This window comes from Bariatricus sp. HCP28S3_A4 (assembly GCF_052066395.1).
In the GTDB taxonomy this organism is placed as follows: domain Bacteria; phylum Bacillota; class Clostridia; order Lachnospirales; family Lachnospiraceae; genus Allocoprococcus.
Genome location: NZ_JBQHSE010000006.1, coordinates 42,513 through 57,144, shown reverse-complemented (window position 1 = coordinate 57,144; position 14,632 = coordinate 42,513). Strand labels below are relative to the sequence as shown.

Below are 14,632 nucleotides of genomic sequence, written 5' to 3'. Positions count from 1 at the left end.
TTTTGACGAAAGGAAATATGTTATGAAAAAGAAGTTAAAAGCGCTGTCCAGGACATGCCTTGCACTTGCCTGCGCTATTACTGTATTCTCTGCCGATACAGTAATCTACGCAACAGATTCTGTAGAGAGTCTCGAAAAACAGACTTCTAATCTGGAAGACAAGCTGAACTCTTTAAATCAGGATCTGGATGCTTTAAGCTCGGACATCTCAGAACTCGCATCAAAAATTGAGGATACAGATGCATCTGTAAAGAAAGCGGAGCTCGATCTTGCCGCAGCCCGCGTAAATGAAGAGATGCAGTATGATGCAATGAAGAAGAGAATCAAATATATGTATGAAGCTGGAAATACTTCGCTTCTGGAAATTATATTCTCATCTCAAAGCATGGGGGAATTTTTAAACAATACAGAGTTTGTCCGAAATGTCACAGAATATGACCGAGAAAAACTTAAAGAATTACAAGAAGTACATCAAAATGTTAAAGCAAAAGAAGTTTCACTGAAAGAAGAACAAGAAAAACTCCAGAAGATGAAAACCCAGCTGGATGATCAGAAAGAAGCATTAAACTCTGCAATTTCAGCAACGTCCAGCGAACTTGCCTCTTCCTCGGATGCACTTGCAAAAGCCAAAGAAGCCCGTGCTGCGGCGGAAGACGCATTAAAAGAAAAAGAGCAGTCACAGCAGCATTCATCCGGCAGCAGCGGAAATATCATTGTTCCGCCAACCACTGCCGAAACAAATGATCTGGTTTTATTTGCCGCTCTTCTTCAATGCGAGGCAGGATCCTCTGATTATGATGCTTTGCTCGCAGTTGCCACAGTAGTCATGAATCGCGTGGAGAGCAATCGCTATCCCAACACACTTTACGGCGTAATCTACCAGAAAGGGCAGTTCTCACCTACCTGGAACGGCTCTCTGAACCGGGTACTGAATAAAGGTCCCGCTTCACTCTGCTATCAGGTTGCTCAGGATGCGCTTGGAGGTGCGCGGCTCGCCGCTGTTAAAGACTGCTATTCCTTCCGTGCTTCCTGGAGTGGACATGCCGGAGTACTTGTAGGAGGAAACGTATTCTTTTAAATTGAGTAGGAGAGATTTCTCTAAATGAGAAATCTCGACCTCTCACACCACCGTGCGTACCGTTCGGTACACGGCGGTTCAATCAATTTAACAAGTAACACACCTTTCGGTGTAGTAATCTAACATGGAGACTAATCCAAATGAGGTTAGTCTCTTGTTTGTTATAGCGATATTAACTGCTCCACAACTGCATACATGTGCATATGCTCGGCTACAGTTAGCCGCTTTGTGAGCTGTTTTCTTATCTATTCCTAACTTCATCAAGTTACGTTCTCTTGTTTGCGGGTTCTTCCAATGCTTCCATATACACTTGCGCAATCGAAATCTAATGTTTGCGTCGAGTTCTTTGCAGAGTGTTTTCATACTTCCTATCTTGAAATAGTTAATCCACCCTCTGATGAGTTGGTTGAGTTTCTCCACTTTGTAGCTGTTGCTAACGCCCTTGCTGTTCGGCTATACATTTCCCACTACCTGGGCATGTTCGGGGCTTTCACCCGTTAGAGCGCGCCCATGGCGCGCAAACTTAAAAAGGAGTGGCATCATGCCACTCCTTTTTTCTTTGGATATTTTCAACTTATAATCCGTCCTTCAAAATCTTCGTCTTATTTTCTAAATGCAGCTTCATTCCACATTAATTCATTCTTGAAGTTTCTGATCGTTGTATCCTTATCAATGTAAACAGCTTCAATACCCATTGCTTCTGCCCAGTCTCCCATCTGCTCAGCAGTCAGGTCATAAGAGAATGCAGTATGATGTGCTCCACCTGCAAGAATCCATGCTTCAGCACCTGTCTTCAGATTCGGCTGCGGTGTCCAGAATGCAGTTGCAACCGGAAGCTTCGGCATCGGTTTTTCAACTTTCTTGCACTCTACGTCATTGATGATCAAGCGGAATCTGTCGCCAAGGTCAATGAGTGATGTTGCAACAGCCGGACCAGTCTTTGAAGTAAATACAAGACGTGCCGGATCCTCTCTATTGCCCATAGAAAGCGGCTGACATTTGATGCTGATCGGGCCATCTGCAATTGTCGGGCAAACCTCAAGCATGTGAGCCTGCAGAATACCTTCTTTTCCCGGAACTAGATTGTAGGTATAATCTTCCATGAAAGAAGTTCCTTTTGCGTTCTTCATTCCCTGAGTCATGATCTTCATGATACGAACCATAGCGGCGGTCTTCCAGTCACCTTCCGCTCCAAATCCATAACCTTTTTCCATCAATCTCTGAATTGCAAGTCCCGGTAACTGCTGAAGAGCCCCCAGATCACCAAAATGTGTAACGATTGCCTGATAGTTTTTCTCTTCCAGGAATTTCTCAAATCCCACTTCAATCTGAGCCTGTACTGCTACATGTTTTCTGAACTCAGCTTCATCTCTTCCTTCCAGAAGGATCTCATATTTATCATAGTATTCTTCAACCAATGCATCGATATCGCCCTGTGCAACATCTTTTACGGCATCGGCAATTTCATTTACCGGATAAGCATCAATTTCCCAACCGAACTTAATCTGCGCTTCTACTTTATCACCTTCTGTTACAGCTACATTTCTCATGTTATCTGCAATACGCATTACACGAACATGACTGCTTTCAATAACACCAATTGCAGTTCTCATCCAGGATGCGATTCTTTCCTGTGTATCCTTATCTTCCCAGTATCCCATAATTACTTTACGGCTCTTGTTCAGACGTGTGAAAATATGTCCGAATTCACGGTCTCCATGGGCAGCCTGGTTCTCATTCATGAAATCCATATCAATCGTATCATATGGGATTTCACGATTGAACTGTGTATGAAGATGAAGCAACGGTTTTCTGAGCTCTTTCAGACCTAAAATCCATGATTTTGCCGGCGAGAAAGTATGGCACCATGTAATAACGCCCGCACAATTTTCATCTGTATTTGCTTCATTAAATGTCTTTCTGATCACTTCATTTGTGATTAAGGTTGGTTTCCAGATGATTTCATATGGAAGAATTCCGGAATCATTTAAAGCCTTTACAATAATTTTTGAATGCTCAGCTACATGTGCAAGGCATTCATCTCCATATAAATCCTGAGAACCTGTACAAAACCAAAATTTGTAATCTTTGCATGCTAACATAGTATTAATCTCCTTTTTGTTCATTTTTCAGAAAGTTCCGACACGCTTGGCACGTGTTCATAAATTTGTTATTTGTTTATTGTCCGTAGTAGGCATTTGCACCATGCTTTCTGTAGTAGTGCTTGTCTTGCAGTTCCTGCGGTGCCGGTTTCACATCCGGATTGATCATCTCACAGCGTGCTGCCATTTTTGCTACTTCTTCCAATACTACCGCATTATGTACGGCTTCGTGTGCATCTTTCCCCCACGAAAATGGTCCATGGTTTTTGCAGAGTACTGCCGGCATTGCCATATATTCTGTTCCTTTAAAATGTTCTACGATTAGAAGACCTGTATTTTTTTCGTAGGCTTCATCGATTTCTTCTTTGGTCAGATTACGAACACACGGGATTTCTCCATACATATAATCTGCATGAGTCGTTCCATAGCAAGGAATTCCTCTTCCTGCCTGAGCCCAGCTTGTCGCCCAAGGTGAATGTGTATGAACAATTCCTCCCATATCCGGGAACGCTTTATAAAGCTCCAGATGAGTTGCTGTATCAGAAGAAGGATTGTAATGACCTTCTACTTTATTACCTTCCAGATCCATGACTACCATATCTTCCGGGGTCAGTTTATCATACTCCACACCACTTGGCTTAATTACGAACAGCCCGCTTTCACGGTCTATTCCACTTACATTACCCCATGTAAATGTTACAAGACCGTATTTTGGCAGTAACATATTGGCCTCATATACTTCTTTTTTCAGTTGTTCTAACACTTTTACGCCTCCTCATTTAAAATATATTATTTCAGAGAGTCAACGGCTGCTCTTTCAATTGGAAGCCCTTCAAGGTATCTCTTGCTGAATACATCAAAGCCTTCTACATCCTTTGGATTCGGTTCCATTCTGCTTCCTGCCTGACCAGCAAATACTTTATTGGCAAGATAAGCATCCAGAGCTTCTCCTTCTTCCTTATTGAGCATGTAAGAAGCCAGAAGAGCAATTCCCCAGGCACCGCCTTCTCCTGCAGTTTCCATAACAGAAACAGGCGTATTAAGAGCTGCCGCAAGGATTCCCTGTCCTACGCCTTTTGTCTTGAAAAGTCCGCCGTGGCCGAGGATTTCATCCAGCTTCACTCCCTCTTCTTTCAGGAGAATATCCATTCCTGTTTTCAGGACTCCAAGAGAAGCAAACAGATTTACTCTCATGAAATTTGCCAGATTAAACTTGCTGTCCGGTGTACGCACGAATAACGGACGTCCCTCTTCAAATCCTGTAATGTGCTCGCCTGAGAAATAATTGTATGCCAGAAGTCCGCCACAATCAGCATCACCTTCCAAAGCCTTGTTATAAAGTGTACCAAACAGTTTATTCATATCCACTTCCATTCCAAATGCTTCAGCAAATTCCTTGAAAATTCCTACCCATGCATTCAGGTCAGACGTACAGTTGTTGCAATGAACCATTGCCACAAGATCACCTGCCGGAGTCGTCACCAGATCAATTTCATCGTGGACTTTTTGAAGTTCTTTCTCCAGAACTACCATTCCGAATACACTGGTACCGGCAGAAACATTTCCTGTGCGTACCTTCACGCTGTTTGTAGCAACCATACCGGTTCCCGCATCGCCTTCCGGCGGGCATACCGGAATTCCGGCTTTCAGTGTTCCGGTAGGATCCAGAAGTTTCGCACCTTTTTCGGTAAGAGCACCTGCTTTTTCACCGGCAAGAAGTACCTTAGGTAAAATTTCTTCCAATTTCCACGGATAGCCTTTTGGTGCAACCAACTCATCGAACGATGCAACCATTCTCTCATTCCAGTTTCTGGTAGCGATATCAATCGGGAACATACCGGAAGCTTCTCCAACTCCGAGTACCTTCTCGCCTGTAAGCTGCCAGTGAATATACCCGGCAAGTGTTGTAAAGAATGTTACATCCTTTACGTGTTCTTCGCCATTTAATATTGCCTGATACAAATGAGCGATACTCCATCTCTGCGGAATATGGAAGTCAAATAACTTCGTCAACTCTTCTGAAGCCGGACCGGTAATTGTATTTCTCCAGGTACGGAACGGAACAAGAAGTTCACCGTCCTTGTCAAATGCCATATATCCATGCATCATTGCACTGAATCCAATAGCGCCAACAGTCTCCAAAGCAACTCCATACTGTTTCTTTACATCCTCTGTCAGATTCTTGTAACAATCCTGCAGTCCGGTCCATATATCCTCCAGCGTGTAGGTCCAGACTCCATCCACATATCTGTTTTCCCATTCATGGCTTCCGGAAGCAATCGGTGCATTATCCTCCCCCACCAGAACTGCCTTAATACGGGTCGAACCAAATTCAATTCCCAATGAGGTTTTCCCATTTAAAATGGCATTCTTTACATCACTCATAGCGTTAACACCTTTCCCTTTCTTTTTTTATTTGAAAGACCTGCGTCTTCTCAATCTTTTAAACTTCTAAAATCCATCTCTCAGGCGTACTGAATTACGATTCACAATTTCAGGATCCAATTCAGTCACTTTTGGTACCGGCATTCCTTTCATCATTTCAAGCATTTCCAATGCTGCTATTTTACCCAGATCTCTTACTGGATTTTTTGCAGAAGTAAGCGGAACTTCACAATAATTTGCCAGATCCGAATCATCAATTCCGATGATAGACAAATCCTCCGGAACCCGGATCCCCTGCTCGAGACAGACCGCAACCAACTTCGTTGCCACTTCATCATTGTAGCACACACACGCAGTACATCCTTGCAATCGTCTGAGGATCCACCCTGCATCTTCCTTCATATGTCTGACTTCTTCCGTATCGATCCAGATTACCTGCATTCCTTTAATTTTGATATCTGCCTCCATCAACGCTTCCACATATCCGGCATATCTGTGGTGTCCCTGCCCGTCATCAGCCTTGAAAATCGCACCGATATTACGATGTCCGCACTTAAGGAGATGATTGGTGACCATCTTTCCTGCCAGTTTATCATTCAAAGATACATGCGGAATATCAAGTCCCGGATAATAACTATTAATAAAAAGAACCGGGATTCCTTTATTCATAATTTTTCTGTATATATCTAAATTTGGATTGGGAAGTCCGCTCTTGGTCGTCTCAGCGATCAGGCCGTCCACCATATTCTTTTCCAAAATATTTTTCAAAACAAACCTTTCTTTTTCGACCGCATTGTTCGTAAAAGAAATCTGCAAACCATATCCCGCGCGGGATAACTCATTCTCAATCTGTTGTATAATAGAAGAAAAAATATATTTCTGAACATAGGTTGTCATAACAGCAACCTGCATGGTTTTTTCTTCTTTTTCTTGTACATTTACTGTGGCTTTGATATAGGTACCACTTCCTCTTCGCCTCTCCACAATGCCTTCTTCTTCCAGAAGTGCAATTGCATGGCGAACTGTCTGACGGCTCACACGAAAATGTGCGCACAATTGATGTTCCGATTCTACGCGATCACCGGGCTTCAATTCTCCGCTTTCCAAACGCATTTTCAGCCACCTTAAGATTTCTTCATATTTGGCCAGTAACTCTTCCATAGTTATCTGTCCCCCTTTGTATCAGGGCGAAGCCCAGACAAGCTTCGCCCGACATTCATCTTAATAATTATTTTTTCTTCTTGTTAGAAAGTATATCGAATGTTACAGCTCCAAGAAGTACAAGACCTTTTACTACTTTCTGAAGGTCTGTAGAAAGTCCGATCAAGAACATACCATTGTTCAAAACACCCATAACGAATGCTCCGACTACAGCACCGATTACAGTACCGATACCACCGGCTGCCGCTGCACCACCGATGTAGCAGGATGCGATCGCATCAAGCTCGAATCCGTCGCCGGCCTTCGGTGTAGCGGATGCGTTACGTGCTGATAATACGATACCAGCAATAGCTGCAAGGAATCCCATGTTTGTATATACCCAGAAGAATACTTTTCTGGTATCAATACCGGAAAGTCTTGCAGCCTTTGCATTACCACCCAATGCATAAATCTGACGACCCGGTACCGTCTTACTTGTAATGAAATGGTAAATACCAACAATAACAGCCATAATAATGAGCACAATTGGAATACCATTGTATCTTGCAAGTTTGTAGAAGAAGAACCATACGATTGCAATGATAATTGCAAGTTTTACAATTGTCTGCCATGGAGTAACAATTGCAAGACCGTATTTCTGTCTTGTCTTAATAGATTTTAATTCTGATAAAATGATCAGGGCTGTTGCAACAATTGCAACGATAATACATACGATATCAAGTGTACCTGATCCCATCTGGATTTTATTTGTAATAAAGAAACCAGCACCAACCTTTACATATGCATCCGGAAGCGGTCCTACTGTCTTTGATTCAAGAAGTGTGTATGTAAGACCACGGCCAATAAGCATACCTGCCAGAGTAACTACGAATGGCGGGATATCAAGGTAGGCAATAAAAAATCCGTTAAATGCACCAAAAGCAGTTCCAACAAGGATAGTAATAAGGAAAGCAAGCGGAATGCTCATGCCATTTTCAACTACCAATTTTGCAGCAATTGCACCACAGAGTGCGACATAAGAACCAACACCAAGGTCAACGTTACCAGTTAATACACAAAGCAGCATACCGGTTGCAAGAATGACAACGTAACTGTTCTGCATGATCAGGTTGTTCATATTCATAGGTGTTGCATTAATTCCACCTGTCATGAAATAAAAGATAATATAAATTGCAATCAAAGCAAATACCATACCGAATTGCTTTAAATCAAGATTAACTGTTTTTTTCTTCTCCATTGTTATTCCCCTTTCCTGTTATTATGCTGCATAATGCATTTCATAATCTTTTCCTGAGATAACTCTTCTTTTGATAATTCTCCTGCGATCTGTCCTTCGTTCAGTACATAGGTTCTATCACAGGTTCCAATGATTTCCGGCATTTCAGAAGAGATAACGATGACCGCTTTTCCAGCCTTTGCCAAATCATTAATTGCACAATAAATCTCGTATTTTGCACCAACGTCAATACCACGGGTAGGTTCATCCAGAATCAGTACATCCGGCTCTGTCAACATCCATTTCGACAAAACTACTTTCTGCTGGTTACCACCTGACAAGGAACCAACCGCCTGGTCAATGGAGTTTGCTTTGATGTTAATGAGCTTTTTGTATTTCTCTGCCGCAAGCACTTCTTCATTGGCATTTACAATACCATTCTTAGAGAAGAATCCACGAAGGGCAGCCAATGTCATGTTCCATTTAATGTCATTGATCAATACAAGTCCATATGTCTTTCTGTCTTCAGAAGTATATGCAATCTTATTAGCGATTGCATCTCTTACATTCTTGATCTTAACTTCTTTTCCGTGCATAAAAATCTGTCCGGATATTTTCTGACCATACTCACGTCCGAAAAGACTCATTGCGAACTCAGTTCTTCCTGCCCCCATCAGACCAGCAAGTCCTACAACCTCTCCTGCACGAACTTTAATATTCACATTCTTCAGTACCTGACGGTTCGCATCTTCCGGATGGAATACATTCCAGTTTTTCACTTCCAGGACAACATCTCCGATCGGGCATTCCTCCGGATTTCTTTCCGGATAACGGTTTGTCAGCTCACGGCCAACCATTCCCTTAATGATACGGTCTTCTGAAAAATCATCAATTCCTTTTGTAAGAGTTTCAATCGTGTGTCCATCACGGATAACAGTGATAGCATCTGCGACATAGCTGATCTCATTCAGTTTGTGTGAGATGATGATACATGTAATTCCCTGTTCTTTCAGTTTCAGCATGATCTCCAAAAGCTGTGCACTTTCTTCATCATTCAATGCTGCAGTCGGTTCATCCAGAATCAACAGATCAACCTTTTTAGCAAGCGCTTTTGCAATCTCGATCAGCTGCTGCTTTCCTACACCCAACGTGTTGATCGGCGCATCCAGATTTTCGTTGTAAAGTCCAACCTTTTCCAGCATTGCCTGGGCTTTATTATGCGTCTGTGTCCAGTCAATAACTCCCTTCATAGAAGTCTGCTCATTTCCCATAAAAACGTTTTCTGCGATAGAAAGATATGGGCTAAGTGCAAGTTCCTGATGAATAATTACAATACCTTTTTTCTCACTGTCCTTAATGTTGTGATTTTTCACGATTTCTCCGTTATAAACGATATCACCAGAATATGTACCGAACGGATAGATACCGGATAATACATTCATCAAGGTTGATTTTCCAGCACCATTTTCACCGCAAAGTGCATGAATCTCACCGCGTTTAACCTTAAGGTTTACATCGTCCAACGCCTTTACGCCTGAGAATTCTTTGGTGATATGGTTCATTTCCAGAATGTAATCAGACATTTTCTCAGCTCCTTTTCTTTTATATTTCCAAAGCCTTGCGGCTTCGTTTTCAAACTCAAACTCCCCCTGCTCATGCCTGAGGTTTCTTCTGTTCCCCGAATCACTTCCAGGGACCTTACTTCGTAATAAGGATTTCAAAAATCAGGGCGGCAGCAATATCGCCGCCGCCCTATCTTAAACATTATTCAGATTATTCTGCGTTCTGAATTTCTTCTTCTGTGTAGTATCCACTGTCTACTACGAGTTCTTTGTAGTTATCTTTATCAAGAGCTACTGGTTCGCAAAGGTAAGAAGGTACAACCAATTTGCCATTGTCGTATGTTTCAGTATCGTTGATTTCCGGTTCTTTTCCTTCAAGCACTGCCTGAACCATTGTTACACATTTTTCTGCAAGAAGTCCTGTGTCTTTGAAGATTGTAGCTGTCTGTTTACCAGCAATGATATTCTTAACTGCCATAACTTCTGCATCCTGTCCTGTGATGATTGGCCAGTTTTCTTCAGTATATCCAGCACCTTCAAGAGCAGCTTTGATACCATATGAGAAGCCATCAAATGCTGAGCAGCAGATGTCAAGATCTTCGTCTGCATAGAATCCTGATAAGTAGTTCTCACAGTTCTGCTGAGCTGTTTCCTGAGACCATCTTAAGATACATGTATCCTCGAATGATGTTCTTCCTGATTTGCATACAAGCATTCCATTGTCAAGATACTGCTGAAGGACGCCCATAACACCTTTGTGAAGAAGAACTGCGTTGTTGTCATCCGGAGATCCCATGAAGAATTCAATTGTCTGAGGCTCTGTGGCTGTCTTAAGTCCAGCTTTTTCTTCGATGTATTCACCAATCTTTCTACCAACACCTTCATTATCGAAAGATGCATAGTAGCTTACTGCATCTGTATCCATTAACAGACGGTCATAAGCGATAACCGGGATGTCATTGGACTTAGCCTGAGCAAGTACGTTAACCAGAGCTGAAGAGTCGATAGCTGCAACAACCAGGCAATTAGCACCTTTAGCAATCATGTTCTCAATCTGAGAAACCTGTGCCTGAACATCGTCTTCTGCGTACTGAAGGTCTACTTCATATCCGATTCCCTCCAGTTTTTCTTTCATGTTCTTACCGTCTCTGATCCATCTCTCTGAGCTCTGAGTCGGCATTGCTACACCTACTTTTTTACCATTATTCTCCGTCTTGCTTCCGCTGTCTCCGCTTCCACCTTCTCCAGACTTGTTACCGCATCCTGTAAACGCAAGCGAAAGTGCCATAACTGCTACAAGAGCTACACTGAGAATTCTCTTTTTCATGCTTCTTTTCCTCCTTTAAATTCTCTTAATGAGCGGATTATAAATTTTTTGTTGAATTTGTATAGTTTTCCGTCTCATCAATTTTGTTTATGGTATTAATATACAACACAACTTTTCATTTAGCAAGACGTAATATATTACAAAATCAAGTACAACTTTTTGTACAAATTTTAAACTTGTATTTATTTGTATATAAGTTGTATGCATACATATTTTATTTTTTTCGCGGCAATACATCAAAATATGTACAAAAACTATAGTATTATTTCTACGTTTTTTTTACTTGACATGATATTATTAAGAAAATCTGTATTAATCCATACATACAAAACAATTCTATTAAAAAAGCCACAAAACATCTCTCTTATATTTTCCAGATGCTCTGCAGCTTAGTTTTTATATTCTATTCCTATATCAACTACTATTCTATTGTCGTTCTTCAATCGCCATGATCATATCCACTCGATCCTGATGACGTCCGCCCTTGAATTCTGCATTCAGCCACTCATCAAGAATCATCTTTGCAGTCTCTATACCAATGACTCTTGCACCAAATGCAAGTATATTCGCATTATTATGTTCTCTTGCCATTCTTGCTGTATATGGTTCCGAACATACGGCAGCCCGAATACCATGTACTTTATTCGCAGCAAGTGAAATTCCCAGACCTGTTCCGCAAATCGCAATTCCCAATTCAACTTCTCCATTTACAACTGCATGCGCAATCTTTTCGCCGTATTCGGGATAATTGCAGCTTTCATATGAATCTGTTCCGTAGTTTATGACTTCGTAACCTTTCTCAACCAGGTATTCGACGACCTGTTTTTTCATGTCAACAGCAGAATGATCATTCGCAACTCCTATTTTCATATTAACATTCTCCTTTTTTCATACTCAAAATGATTTTACAAGCTAGTTTTATTATAAGCATACAGTTCTTCGTAGTCAAGAATGTGAAATAAAGAGTTTAATATGATCTTTTTTCTATAACTTCTTCAAGATCGTTATTGATATCGTAATAGCTTTCTTTCACATATTGCTTTTTATCAATATTGATTCCTGCCTCTAATTTTTGAATAATTTCAGCTGTTTTGGGTGCTAGAAAAGGTGTACATTCAAAAGATATATTGATTTTCCCTTCCTGCACTGCTTCAAGGCCTTCTCTACTCGCATCAAAAGAAATTAGAATGACATCCCCGCCCGATCCTGAACTCATATTTTTTTCTCCCAGTGCATCAATTACGCCCATGGCCATTTGATCGTTTTCCGCTATAACAACATCTATTTTATCCTCATTTTCAAGAAACATCAACATGACTTCTTTTGCAGTTGTTCTATCATTTTCAGCTGTTTGCTGTCCTACGATTCTCCAGTTTGAATGCTTTCCGAGTATTTTCTGATATCCTTCCGCTCTCTCCATTTGCTCCGGCGAACCGATACTCCCCTGAATCATCGCAATGTCCAATTCTTCTTCGTCCTCGGCTTTATCTTCTTTATCCAGATGATCTTCAAGCCATTTCAGTGCCTGTTTACCTTGTTCTTCATAGTTACTTCCAATCCAGCATTCATACATGGAAGCATCGCTTTCATCAATCTGCTGATTGACAAGAATAACGGAACTTCCAGCGCGTTTTACGTCTTCCAGTGCTTCTTCCCATCCCATTTCCGCAACCGGATTCAACAAAATATAGTCCACGCCTTCTTCCGCAAATGCACGAATAGCCTCAATCTGTTTTTCCTGATCATTTCCGGCATCCTTAAATAAAAATCTATATCCGTTTTCCTCTGTAAAGATTGATTGAAAAGATTCTGTATTTGCCTCTTTCCACGCAGAGTCCTCTCCTCCCTGAACCATTCCTACCGTTATTAGATAATCAAATTCTTCCTGCTGTCCACTTCCATTTCTTCGTTCTCCAGTGCATCCAAGTCCAATTTTTGAAATTGCAAAGGCTAAACATATTGCCGTCATAAGAGCAGCTGTTTTCCATTTCATCAAGGTTCACCCTTTCGCAAATATTATTTCAAATTTGAAAAGGCCGCACATCATTATGATATGCGGTCACATTTTTATAGTTAAGTTCTATACTAATTCGATAAGAACTTCCATTGCAGCGTCACCTTTACGCTGTCCAATTTTAATAATTCTTGTATATCCACCATTACGATCTGCATATTTCGGCGCAATTTCTGTAAACAGTTTATCTACAAGATCTACTTCTTTCGTATTTTTTCTTCTTCCTGCTGCAGCAGTCGGTACTTCTGTTACAGGATAAAGAACTTTGAGCATCTGACGTCTTGCATGAAGTCGTGACGGATTATCCTTTTTGATTGTCTTTTCAACTTCATCGTAAACGGTTACTCTCTTACCGTCAACAACTTCTTTTACTCTCTTTCCGTCTTTGTCTTTTCTTGCAACTTTCGCTTTGATAGTTACTTCTTCATAATTATCTTTTTCTTTTACAGCAAGAGCAATCAGGCCTTCTGTGATCTTGCGGATTTCTTTTGCCTTAGCTTCTGTTGTTTTGATCTTTCCATGCTGAAGTAACATCGTTACCTGATTTCTTAATAAAGCTTTTCTCTGACTTGATGTTCTGCCAAGTTTTCTATATTTTGCCATTTTCTTAATCCTCCATTTATTTGGGACATATCACGTGCTTCTTTGGACTTACCGGGATATGCCATCTGGTTATGCTTTCATCGGGCTTACTAGCCAGATAGTTACCTGAAAGGCAGAGCCATATGCTCTATTCCTCTCCCTGACTTAATTCCAAGCCAAGTTCTTTTAATTTAGCCAGAACTTCTTCGAGTGATTTACGTCCGAGGTTACGAACTTTCATCATATCTTCAGGCGTTCTGTTTGTAAGTTCTTCTACCGTATTGATACCTGCTCTCTTCAGACAATTGTATGAACGTACTGAAAGTTCAAGTTCATCAATACTCATTTCAAGTACTTTTTCTTTTTCATCATCTTCTTTTTCAATCATAACTTCTGCAGCCTGAGCTACTTCAGAAAGATCAATAAATAATTTCAGATGTTCATTGAGTACTTTTGCTGCCAGACTGACTGCTTCATCCGGCAAAAGTGTTCCATTAGTCCATACATCCAACGTAAGCTTATCAAAATCTGTGATCTGGCCAACACGCGTATTCTGTACTGTAAGGTTTACACGTTCAACCGGGGTGTAAATGGAATCAATCGGAATCACGCCAATCGGCATATCTTCCGTCTTATTCTTGTCAGCGCCCACATATCCCCTTCCCTTTGTAATGGTCAGTTCCATGTAAAGCTTGCTGTCAGTTCCGCCATTCAATGTAGCAATCACTGTATCAGGATTCATGATTTCAATATCAGAATCAGCCTGAATATCTGCTCCCGTTACGACACCTTCACCTTCAAACTCAATATAAGCCGTTTTCGGTTCATCTGTTTCGGAAGTATTCTTGATTGCCAGGGATTTCAAATTCATGATGATTTCAGTTACATCTTCCTTAACTCCAGGAATGGAGCTGAATTCATGCAGTACACCGTCGATTTTAATCTGGCTGATTGCTGCACCCGGTAAAGAAGAAAGCATAATTCTTCTCAAAGAGTTACCCAACGTCGTACCATATCCTCTTTCCAAAGGTTCTACTACGAATCTGCCATATTTTTTATCTTCAGAAATTTCTGTAATTTCAATATTTGGTTTATTAAAATCAAACACTATTTTGGTCCCTCCTTATGGGTTTTTGAATGTTGAGGGTTGCTTTGTCCCGGACCCTCCTCCCTGCAGGATAGCCGGGTATTCTTTTCAACAGCAC

General features: G+C 41.2%; 12 protein-coding genes and 1 pseudogene. 1 reads left to right on the top strand and 12 read right to left on the bottom strand.

The window, feature by feature from the left end:
- Positions 1 to 22: 22 nt before the first annotated feature.
- Positions 23 to 1,078, top strand: a complete 1,056-nt coding sequence (locus ACTNBF_RS04800) for a cell wall hydrolase (protein WP_427807835.1) — start codon at positions 23 to 25, stop codon at positions 1,076 to 1,078.
- Between the two features lie 87 nt (positions 1,079 to 1,165).
- On the opposite strand, the pseudogene ACTNBF_RS04795 reads toward ACTNBF_RS04800, so the two are convergent.
- The 12 genes and pseudogenes from ACTNBF_RS04795 to ACTNBF_RS04740 all read right to left on the bottom strand — a co-directional run.
- A pseudogene (locus ACTNBF_RS04795) lies at positions 1,166 to 1,525 on the bottom strand (group II intron maturase-specific domain-containing protein); the annotation flags it as partial.
- A gap of 155 nt (positions 1,526 to 1,680) precedes the next feature.
- Complete coding sequence (araA, locus tag ACTNBF_RS04790; protein WP_427806724.1) at positions 1,681 to 3,180, bottom strand: L-arabinose isomerase; 1,500 nt, start codon at positions 3,178 to 3,180, stop codon at positions 1,681 to 1,683.
- A 76-nt stretch (positions 3,181 to 3,256) separates the two neighbouring features.
- Positions 3,257 to 3,943 carry an L-ribulose-5-phosphate 4-epimerase gene (locus ACTNBF_RS04785; RefSeq protein ID WP_427806723.1) on the bottom strand — a complete coding sequence of 229 codons (687 nt, stop codon included), beginning with the start codon at positions 3,941 to 3,943 and terminating at the stop codon, positions 3,257 to 3,259.
- A gap of 26 nt (positions 3,944 to 3,969) precedes the next feature.
- Positions 3,970 to 5,565 carry a xylulokinase gene (locus tag ACTNBF_RS04780; protein ID WP_427806722.1) on the bottom strand — a complete coding sequence of 532 codons (1,596 nt, stop codon included), beginning with the start codon at positions 5,563 to 5,565 and terminating at the stop codon, positions 3,970 to 3,972.
- Positions 5,566 to 5,631: 66 nt separating this feature from the next.
- Positions 5,632 to 6,726, bottom strand: a complete 1,095-nt coding sequence (locus tag ACTNBF_RS04775; RefSeq protein WP_427818802.1) for a GntR family transcriptional regulator — start codon at positions 6,724 to 6,726, stop codon at positions 5,632 to 5,634.
- A gap of 67 nt (positions 6,727 to 6,793) precedes the next feature.
- The gene (gene mmsB / locus ACTNBF_RS04770; protein WP_427806720.1) at positions 6,794 to 7,963 is read right to left on the bottom strand and encodes a multiple monosaccharide ABC transporter permease; all 1,170 of its coding nucleotides are present in this window, start codon (positions 7,961 to 7,963) and stop codon (positions 6,794 to 6,796) included.
- Positions 7,964 to 7,965: 2 nt separating this feature from the next.
- Positions 7,966 to 9,525, bottom strand: a complete 1,560-nt coding sequence (gene mmsA / locus ACTNBF_RS04765) for a multiple monosaccharide ABC transporter ATP-binding protein (RefSeq protein ID WP_427806719.1) — start codon at positions 9,523 to 9,525, stop codon at positions 7,966 to 7,968.
- 190 nt (positions 9,526 to 9,715) lie between these two features.
- Complete coding sequence (gene chvE, locus ACTNBF_RS04760; protein ID WP_427806718.1) at positions 9,716 to 10,831, bottom strand: multiple monosaccharide ABC transporter substrate-binding protein; 1,116 nt, start codon at positions 10,829 to 10,831, stop codon at positions 9,716 to 9,718.
- A gap of 426 nt (positions 10,832 to 11,257) precedes the next feature.
- Complete coding sequence (gene rpiB / locus ACTNBF_RS04755; protein WP_427806717.1) at positions 11,258 to 11,701, bottom strand: ribose 5-phosphate isomerase B; 444 nt, start codon at positions 11,699 to 11,701, stop codon at positions 11,258 to 11,260.
- 97 nt (positions 11,702 to 11,798) lie between these two features.
- Positions 11,799 to 12,824, bottom strand: a complete 1,026-nt coding sequence (locus tag ACTNBF_RS04750) for a substrate-binding domain-containing protein (protein ID WP_427806716.1) — start codon at positions 12,822 to 12,824, stop codon at positions 11,799 to 11,801.
- 87 nt (positions 12,825 to 12,911) lie between these two features.
- Positions 12,912 to 13,448 carry a bL17 family ribosomal protein gene (locus tag ACTNBF_RS04745; protein WP_427806715.1) on the bottom strand — a complete coding sequence of 179 codons (537 nt, stop codon included), beginning with the start codon at positions 13,446 to 13,448 and terminating at the stop codon, positions 12,912 to 12,914.
- A gap of 127 nt (positions 13,449 to 13,575) precedes the next feature.
- Complete coding sequence (locus ACTNBF_RS04740) at positions 13,576 to 14,535, bottom strand: DNA-directed RNA polymerase subunit alpha (protein ID WP_427806714.1); 960 nt, start codon at positions 14,533 to 14,535, stop codon at positions 13,576 to 13,578.
- Positions 14,536 to 14,632 lie beyond the last annotated feature (97 nt).

Excerpts from the sequence above, each read along its gene's own strand:
- ACTNBF_RS04800 (WP_427807835.1), top strand. The coding sequence starts at position 23 with ATGAAAAAGAAGTTAAAAGCGCTGTCCAGGACATGCCTTGCACTTGCC.
- araA (WP_427806724.1), bottom strand. The coding sequence starts at position 3,180 with ATGTTAGCATGCAAAGATTACAAATTTTGGTTTTGTACAGGTTCTCAG.
- ACTNBF_RS04780 (WP_427806722.1), bottom strand. The coding sequence starts at position 5,565 with ATGAGTGATGTAAAGAATGCCATTTTAAATGGGAAAACCTCATTGGGA.
- ACTNBF_RS04775 (WP_427818802.1), bottom strand. The coding sequence starts at position 6,726 with ATGGAAGAGTTACTGGCCAAATATGAAGAAATCTTAAGGTGGCTGAAA.
- mmsB (WP_427806720.1), bottom strand. The coding sequence starts at position 7,963 with ATGGAGAAGAAAAAAACAGTTAATCTTGATTTAAAGCAATTCGGTATG.
- mmsA (WP_427806719.1), bottom strand. The coding sequence starts at position 9,525 with ATGTCTGATTACATTCTGGAAATGAACCATATCACCAAAGAATTCTCA.
- chvE (WP_427806718.1), bottom strand. The coding sequence starts at position 10,831 with ATGAAAAAGAGAATTCTCAGTGTAGCTCTTGTAGCAGTTATGGCACTT.
- rpiB (WP_427806717.1), bottom strand. The coding sequence starts at position 11,701 with ATGAAAATAGGAGTTGCGAATGATCATTCTGCTGTTGACATGAAAAAA.
- ACTNBF_RS04750 (WP_427806716.1), bottom strand. The coding sequence starts at position 12,824 with ATGAAATGGAAAACAGCTGCTCTTATGACGGCAATATGTTTAGCCTTT.
- ACTNBF_RS04745 (WP_427806715.1), bottom strand. The coding sequence starts at position 13,448 with ATGGCAAAATATAGAAAACTTGGCAGAACATCAAGTCAGAGAAAAGCT.